Below are 7,248 nucleotides of genomic sequence, written 5' to 3'. Positions count from 1 at the left end.
CCGCGTCGTTCGCGGGAGCCGAGGGGGACGCTGCGGCGATCGGCGAGCTCGACCCTCGCGAGGGCGACCGCTGGCTGCTGTGCAGCGACGGTCTGAGTGACTACGTCCCGATGGACGACGTCGTACGCGTCCTGCGGACGAGTGCATCACCCCGCGCAGCGGCGGACGCGCTCGTCGCCCTCGCGCTCGAGGCGGGCACGATGGACAACGTCACCGCGGTGGTGTGCGACATCCATCTCGACGAGCCGTCGCCCGCGCGGGAGGGCTCTTTCGTGGGAGCGGCCGCCGAGCGCTTCCAGGAAGGATTGGATGCCGCGGGCTGATCGCTCGCTCACTCGACCGGCGCGCGCACGACCATGACCAGCGGGTCGAACGTGCGCGGGAGCGGCCCCTCGTCGTTCTCGACCGGCTGCCCCTCCCGGACCCAGTACTCGTAGCCGCCGATCATCTCCCGCACCTCGTAGCCGAGCGCGGCGAACTCGCGGGCGCCTCGCACGCCGGCGTTGCAGCCGGGGCTCCAGCAGTAGACGACCACGGGTGTGTCGAGGGGGATCTCCTGCCGTGCCCGATCGGCGATCTGGCGATAGGGGAGGTGCACGGCTCCGGTGACGCGCCCTTGCTGCCAGGCCTCGTCGCCTCGTACGTCGACGAGGACGAACCGCTCGCCGGCGCGCTGCGCCGCATAGACGTCGGAGGGATCGGTCTCGTGGCGGAGGCGGGCGTCGAAGTAGTCCGTGCTGGTCATGGTCCGACCGTACCGAGCTGGGAGGTGCGCGCCCAGTCGCGGGTCCGCCAGGGGGCGGCGGATTCGCGCCAGAGCAGACATGAGGGAACTCTCATGTGCGGCGGGTGGCCGCGGCATCCCCTCCGCGTTACCGTCAAAGCTGAAAGGCCATTCAGGTGTCGATGGTGACACCGTGACGGGACGACGACGTCCCAGTGAAGGAGATGCCATGCGCGCATCCACGCCCCCTCCCACCCGTCGACGCGGGAGTCTCGCCACCCTCACCGCGGTACTCGCGGCCGCCGTGCTCGTATCCGTGGGCCTCGTCGCGGCATCCGCCCCGCCCGCCAGTGCCGCGTCAGGGACCTGGTCGACCGAGACCATCGCCGGCATGTCGGTGCGCCTCTATACGCCCGCCACGGCCGCCACCGCCGGAGCCGGACGCGCGCTGATGATCAGCCTGCACGGCTGCGTGCAGAAGGCCGCGGACCTGCAGCAGAACGGCAACTGGACCGCCACCGCCGACCGCTACGGCATGGTCGTGGCACTGCCCGACGCGCCGAACGGGGGAGTCGTGCTCGGCTGCTGGGACTATTACGACACGAACCACTCCTCGAGCACGCCGGCCCGCCACGACGACAACCTGCTCTCGCTCGCCCAGACGCTGTCGGCACGTGCCGCGCTCGGCATCGACCCGGCGCAGGTGTACATCTCGGGGCTGTCGTCCGGCGGTGGCGAGACGATGGTGATGGGATGCCTCTTCCCACAGGTCTTCGCAGGTGTCGGCATCAACGCGGGCCCGACAGTGGGCACCACGTCGAGCCAGATCGGTTCCGTCGCCACGACGCAGGCCCAGGCGACCCAGACGTGCCGTGCGTTCGCGGGAACGGGAACGGCAGGCTTCGCGACGCAGCTCGCCTCGATCGTCTACGGCAGCAACGACACCACGGTGGCTCCCGGTTACGACACGCTCAACGGGCAGGTCCTCGCCGGAATCTACGGAGCGAGCCAGACCTCGACGTTCTCGCTTGCGGGCCTCGCCGGTACGAACACGCAGGGAAGCGGCACCCTGTACAGCGATGGGACGGGGCCGCGCGTCTCGGTGATCCAGAACACCGGGCTCGGACACAACTGGCCGGCCGGCGCCGGCTCGGGAGGGACGTACATCTCGGCCAACAGCATCGACTACCCCGCCTACGTCACCTCGTTCTTCTTCGCCAACAACCGCCGCATCGATCGGTCGGCCACCCCGACTCCGACACCGTCGCCCACCGGGTCTGCGACGCCCACGCCCACCCCGACGCCGATCGATGGTTCGTGCGTCACCGCGACGAACGCCGCCCACAAGGCGGCCGGACGCGCGACGAGCTACGGGGTGAATCCCTACAACCCGTACTACGCCCTCGGCTCGCTCGCATACATGGGACAGGGTGATGCGACGACCACCTCGCTGCAGCGGCAGTCGGCGACATCCTGGACCGTCGTCGCCACCTGCGGCTGAGGGCATCCGCACCGACGGCGAGGGCCCCGGGACCGCATGGTCCCGGGGCCCTCGCCGTGCCCGAAGGCTACTTCTTGGGGTTCTCGTCGTCTTCCGCGAGGACCGAGGTCGGTCGAGCGGGGATCTCGCCGTGCTGCTCGTCAGCGGGGCGCAGCGGCGCCTCCGGGTGACCGGCACGCTCGTGCGAGGCCTGGATCTCGGCGTCCTCCTCGTGCGCGAGGTGCTCGAGCTCGTGGTGCTGATGCGCCACCGCCTCCTCGAGCTCGGTCTGGGTGACGGGCGCGAGCCGGTCCTCGAAGAACCAGCGCGACAGCGACGCACGGAACTTCTCGTGCCACGGGATCTGGCCCTGAGCGTTGGGACGCACCACCAGCGGCGCGGCCGTCTCGTAGCCCACGAGCTTCCAGCGCTCGTACTCGTCGAGCGGCTGGTGCACCTCGATGAACTCACCACCCGGGAGGCGGACGATTCGTCCGGACTCGTAGCCGTGGAGAGCGATCTCGCGGTCCTTCTTCTGCAGCGCGATGCAGGTGCGCTTCGTGACGAAGTACACGAGGATCGGGCCGAGGATCAGCAGCGCCTGGAGGGTGTGGATGACCCCCTCCATCGTGAGGGAGAAGTGCGTTGCGATGATGTCGGAGGATGCCGCTGCCCACAGCACCGCGTAGAACGTCACACCCGCCGCGCCGATCGCCGTGCGGGTCGCCGCGTTGCGGGGACGCTGAGCGATGTGGTGCTCGCGCTTGTCGCCGGTGATCCACGCCTCGATGAAGGGGTAGATGGCGACGAGCACGATGAAGACCACCAGCACCAACAGCGGCAGGATGATGTTGAACGACCAGGTGCGGTCGAGCCAGACGAACTCGAGGTGCGGCGGCACGAGACGCAGGGCGCCGTCGGCGAAGCCGATGTACCAGTCGGGCTGCGTGCCGGCCGACACGGGGGAGGGGTCGTACGGTCCGTAGTTCCAGATCGGGTTGATCGTGAACAGGGAGGCGATCAGCACGATCACGCCGAACGTGATGAAGAAGAACCCGCCCATCTTCGACGCGTACACCGGAAGCATCGGGAAGCCCACCACGTTGGAGTTCGTGCGTGCGGGGCCGGCGAACTGGGTGTGCTTGTTGATGATCATGAGCACGAGGTGCAGCGCCAGCAGACCCACCAGGATCGCCGGCAGCAGCAGGATGTGCAGCGTGTAGAGGCGTCCGACGATGGCCTCGCCCGGGAACTCGCCGCCGAACAGCAGGAACGAGATCCACGTGCCGATGAGGGGGATGCCCTTCACCATGCCGTCGATGATGCGCAGACCGTTGCCCGAGAGCAGGTCGTCGGGGAGCGAGTAGCCGGTGAATCCCTCGCCCATCGCCAGGACGAACAGGATGAATCCGATCACCCAGTTCAGCTCGCGGGGCTTGCGGAACGCCCCGGTGAAGAACACGCGCAGCATGTGCACGCCGATACCGGCGATGAACACGAGTGCTGCCCAGTGGTGGATCTGTCGGACCAGCAGACCGCCGCGCACGTCGAACGAGATGTGCAACGTCGAATCCAGCGCCGCGGACATCGAGATGCCCTTCAGCGGGATGTAGCTGCCGTTGTAGTGCACTTCGGCCATCGACGCCTGGAAGAAGAACGTCAGGAAGGTGCCGGACAGCAGCACCACCACGAAGCTCCACAGCGCGATCTCGCCGAGCATGAACGACCAGTGGTCGGGGAAGATCTTGCGACCGAGCTCCTTGACGAGGCCCGACAGGCTCGTGCGCTCGTCGATGTAGTTCGCCGCGGCGCCGACGAAGCGGCCGCCCAGAGGCTTCTCCTTGGACTCCGCCTGGAACTCAGTGGTTGCGGATGCGGTGCTCAATGACGCTCCCAGAAGCTCGGGCCGACGGGTTCGTGGAAGTCGCTCTGCGCGACGATGTAGCCCTCGCTGTCGACGGCGATCGGCAGCTGCGGCAGCGGACGCGCCGCCGGGCCGAAGATCACCGCGGCGCCGTTCGACACGTCGAACTGCGACTGGTGGCAGGGGCAGAGCAGGTGATGCGTGAGCTGCTCGTACAGCGCGACGGGGCAGCCGACGTGCGTGCAGACCTTGGAGTACGCGACGATGCCGTCGTACGACCAGGACTTGCGGTCATCGGCCTCGTGCAGCTGGTCGAGCGGAAGGCGCATGAGGAGCACGATCGCCTTGGCCTTCTCGTCGAGGTAGCCGTCGGCGTGCGACAGCTGTGCGAGGGGCTCGGGAATGACGTGGAAGGCGGAGCCGATGGTGACGTCCGACGCCTTGATCGGAACGCCGCTCGGGTCGTGCGCCAGACGCATGCCCTGCTTCCACATGGTGTGGCTGAGGGCCTCCACCGGGTCGACGTCCTGAGGTGCGAGCCCGCGGAAGAGGGTGATGCCCGGCAGGATCGAGGCGATGACGGCGGCGAACAGCGAGTTGCGGATCATCGCGCGTCGGCCGAAGCCGGACTCCTCGTTCGCGGCAGCGAACGCGGCGACCGCGCCCTCGCGCGTCGTGTCGCGACCGCGCGTGGCGTGACGGGGCTCGATGTGCTCCTTGTCCGACATGATCGCCTTGGACCAGTGGATCGCGCCGATGCCGATCGCGAGCAGGGCGAGGGCGATGCCCAGGCCGACGAAGAGGTTGTTGTCGCGCACCGCGATGAGCGAGTGGTCTTCGATCGGGAAGAGCATGTACGCCGCGATGGCCCAGATGGAGCCGGCGAGCGACAGATAGAACAGGATGTAGACCGTGCGGACGGCCCGCTTCAGCGCGGCCGGGTCCTTGTCGGTCATCCGCTCACGGTGCGGCGGGAGGCCCGGGTTGGTCACCGGGTCCGTCTCGGCCACGGCGAGACCGCTCGACGGCTTCCAGGAAGCCCTCTCGTGCTCGAGCGGATCGACCTCGTGTGCCATGGTGCTCCTCGTACGTTACGTCTGCTGTGCTGTGTTGGTGCGGGTCAGTTGGACTTCGCGGTGATCCACACCGTGATGGCGATCAGGGCGCCGATTCCGAAGATCCAGATGAACAGACCCTCAGAGACAGGGCCGAGCCCGCCCAGGTCGTAGCCGCCCGGCGAGTCGTTCTGCTGCAGGTAGAGCAGGGCGGAGATGATGTCGCGCTTGTCCTCGGGGCTCAGGTTCATGTTGTTGAAGACCGGCATGTTCTGCGGTCCCGTGACCATCGCCGCGTACATGTTGAGCGCCGTCGTGGAGTGCAGGCTCGGGGCGTACTTGCCCTCGGTGAGCGCGCCGCCGGCACCGGCCACGTTGTGGCACATGGCGCAGTTGATGCGGAACAGTTCCGCGCCGTGCGCGACATCGCCCTGACCGTCGAGGATCTGCGACTCGGGGTAGGTGGGGCCGGGGGAGACCGACTGCACATAGGCCGCGAGGGCTGCGATCTCGTCGTCGGTGAACTGCACCGGCTTCTGCGGAGCCTGCGGCGAGTTGGCCTGCATGGGCATGCGGCCGGTCGAGACCTGGAAGTGCACGGCGAGCTCGCCGACGCCGAGCAGCGACGGTCCGTTCGCGGTGCCCTGGAGGTCGAGACCGTGGCAGGTGGCGCAGTTCGCCTGGAAGAGCTTCTTGCCGTCGTCGACGGTGAGGGTCGACGCCTTGGCGCTCGTGCTGGTCTGGTCGGTGGTCGCGGCGACGGCTGCCGAGGCGCCGGCGTAGATGCCGCCGGTCAGCAGGAGTCCGATTCCGATCAGCGCGGCAGCGGCCAGGGGGCTGCGACGGCCTGCTTTGCGGGGCTTGGGGGTACGTGCCATGAAGGTGCCGCTCCAGTTACTTCAGGAAGTAGATGACGCCGAACAGCACGAGCCACACGACATCGACGAAGTGCCAGTAGTACGAGACGACGATCGCCGTCGTCATCTCCTTCCGGCCGAAGTTCTTGACCGCGTAGGCGCGACCGATCGTCAGCAGGAAGGCGATGAGGCCGCCCGTGACGTGCATGGCGTGGAAGCCGGTGGTCAGGTAGAACGCGGAGGCGTAGGCGTTGGCCGTGATGGGCATGCCCTCGGTGACGAGCTGGGCATACTCCCACACCTGACCGGAGACGAAGACCGCACCGAGCGCGAACGAGAGGAAGAACCACTCGGTCATGCCCCATCCAAGGATGCCGCGCTTCTTCGTCGAATACGGCTGCAGGCGCTCGGCGGCGAACACACCCATCTGGCAGGTCACCGACGAGAGCACGAGGATGACCGTGTTCACCGTCGCGAAGGGGATGTTCAGGTGAGCGCTGTTCTCGGCCCACAGCTCCGGCGACGTGCTGCGCAGCGTGAAGTAGATCGCGAACAGGCCGGCGAAGAACATGACCTCGCTACCGAGCCAGACGATGGTTCCGACGGCGACAGGGTCGGGGCGCTTCACTGTGCGCAGAGCCTGGGAGTACGTCGCTGGGGTCGTCACGCTCCCCATTATGACCGATGTTGCGGGCCGAGTATTGCACCCGCGAGGTTGGCGGAGCCCGTGGCGCGACTGAGGGAAACCTAAGTAGCAGCGGCGAAGCGCCTTCGGAAAACCGAGGTGCGGCGTGCACGCCGCCCGCCCTGCCGCGGCGGGGCCCGACCGGCCGCCTTCAGTAGGATCGAAGCCGTGTCGACCTCTCCCTCGTGGCCTTCGATCCTGACCGCCCTCCTCGCCGGCGAGAACCTCAGCGTGTCGGAGTCGACGTGGGCCATGCAGGAGATCATGGCGGGACGCGCGACCCCCTCCCAGCTCGCCGGATTCCTCGTCGCCCTGCGCGCGAAGGGTGAGACCGTCGACGAGGTCGTGGGCTTCCGCGACGCGATCCTCGACGCCGCCCTTCCGCTGCCCGTACCCGCCGCCGTGCTCGACATCGTCGGCACCGGCGGAGACCGTTGGGGCACGGTCAACATCTCGTCGATGTCGGCCGTCGTGGCCGCGGCATCCGGAGTGCCGGTGGTCAAGCACGGCAACAAGGCCGCCAGTTCCAAGTCGGGCTCGTCCGACGTGCTCTCGGCCCTCGGCGTCGATCTCACCCTCGCGC

6 protein-coding genes and 2 pseudogenes are annotated in these 7,248 nt (G+C 68.0%); 3 read left to right on the top strand and 5 right to left on the bottom strand.

Going from position 1 to position 7,248, the window contains the following annotated elements; all coding sequences use genetic code 11:
• Positions 1–323 (top strand): annotated as a pseudogene (locus ASG00_RS18435) (serine/threonine-protein phosphatase); the annotation flags it as partial.
• 8 nt (positions 324–331) lie between these two features.
• Here the strand turns inward: ASG00_RS18435 and ASG00_RS12215 are convergent.
• Entirely contained in the window at positions 332–745 is a 414-nt protein-coding gene (locus ASG00_RS12215) for a rhodanese-like domain-containing protein (protein WP_056209934.1), read from the bottom strand.
• A gap of 208 nt (positions 746–953) precedes the next feature.
• On the opposite strand from ASG00_RS12215, the gene ASG00_RS12210 reads away from it, so the two are divergent.
• Positions 954–2,225 (top strand): extracellular catalytic domain type 1 short-chain-length polyhydroxyalkanoate depolymerase, encoded by a 1,272-nt coding sequence (locus ASG00_RS12210; protein WP_056209932.1) that lies wholly within the window; start codon positions 954–956, stop codon positions 2,223–2,225.
• A gap of 67 nt (positions 2,226–2,292) precedes the next feature.
• Here ASG00_RS12210 and qcrB read toward each other — a convergent pair whose 3' ends face one another.
• From qcrB to ctaE, 4 genes are read right to left on the bottom strand one after another with little or no spacing between them, the layout of a single operon-like run.
• The gene (gene qcrB, locus ASG00_RS12205; RefSeq protein WP_056209930.1) at positions 2,293–4,089 is read right to left on the bottom strand and encodes a cytochrome bc1 complex cytochrome b subunit; all 1,797 of its coding nucleotides are present in this window, start codon (positions 4,087–4,089) and stop codon (positions 2,293–2,295) included.
• A complete protein-coding gene (gene qcrA, locus ASG00_RS12200) occupies positions 4,086–5,144 on the bottom strand; it encodes a cytochrome bc1 complex Rieske iron-sulfur subunit (RefSeq protein WP_045247256.1) in 1,059 nt (352 codons plus the stop codon). The genes qcrB and qcrA overlap by 4 nt, the downstream gene beginning before the upstream one ends.
• A gap of 44 nt (positions 5,145–5,188) precedes the next feature.
• Positions 5,189–6,001, bottom strand: coding sequence for a cytochrome bc1 complex diheme cytochrome c subunit (qcrC, locus tag ASG00_RS12195; RefSeq protein WP_056209929.1), 813 nt, complete (start codon positions 5,999–6,001; stop codon positions 5,189–5,191).
• 16 nt (positions 6,002–6,017) lie between these two features.
• On the bottom strand, positions 6,018–6,656 hold the full coding sequence (ctaE, locus tag ASG00_RS12190) for an aa3-type cytochrome oxidase subunit III (protein ID WP_045247258.1): 639 nt from the start codon (positions 6,654–6,656) through the stop codon (positions 6,018–6,020).
• Between the two features lie 177 nt (positions 6,657–6,833).
• Between ctaE and ASG00_RS18430 the strand changes: the two are divergent.
• A pseudogene (locus ASG00_RS18430) lies at positions 6,834–7,248 on the top strand (anthranilate phosphoribosyltransferase); the annotation flags it as partial.

It is taken from the genome of Microbacterium sp. Leaf351 (assembly GCF_001423825.1).
Lineage (GTDB): Bacteria > Actinomycetota > Actinomycetes > Actinomycetales > Microbacteriaceae > Microbacterium > Microbacterium ginsengisoli.
Note: the sequence above shows the minus strand (reverse complement) of the source record. Positions and strands in the feature narration are given on the sequence as shown.

What these genes read in the sequence shown, in the direction of transcription:
- qcrC (WP_056209929.1), bottom strand. Translation starts at nt 6,001, where the DNA reads ATGGCACGTACCCCCAAGCCCCGCAAAGCAGGCCGTCGCAGCCCCCTG.
- ctaE (WP_045247258.1), bottom strand. Translation starts at nt 6,656, where the DNA reads ATGGGGAGCGTGACGACCCCAGCGACGTACTCCCAGGCTCTGCGCACA.
- ASG00_RS12215 (WP_056209934.1), bottom strand. Translation starts at nt 745, where the DNA reads ATGACCAGCACGGACTACTTCGACGCCCGCCTCCGCCACGAGACCGAT.
- qcrA (WP_045247256.1), bottom strand. Translation starts at nt 5,144, where the DNA reads ATGGCACACGAGGTCGATCCGCTCGAGCACGAGAGGGCTTCCTGGAAG.
- ASG00_RS12210 (WP_056209932.1), top strand. Translation starts at nt 954, where the DNA reads ATGCGCGCATCCACGCCCCCTCCCACCCGTCGACGCGGGAGTCTCGCC.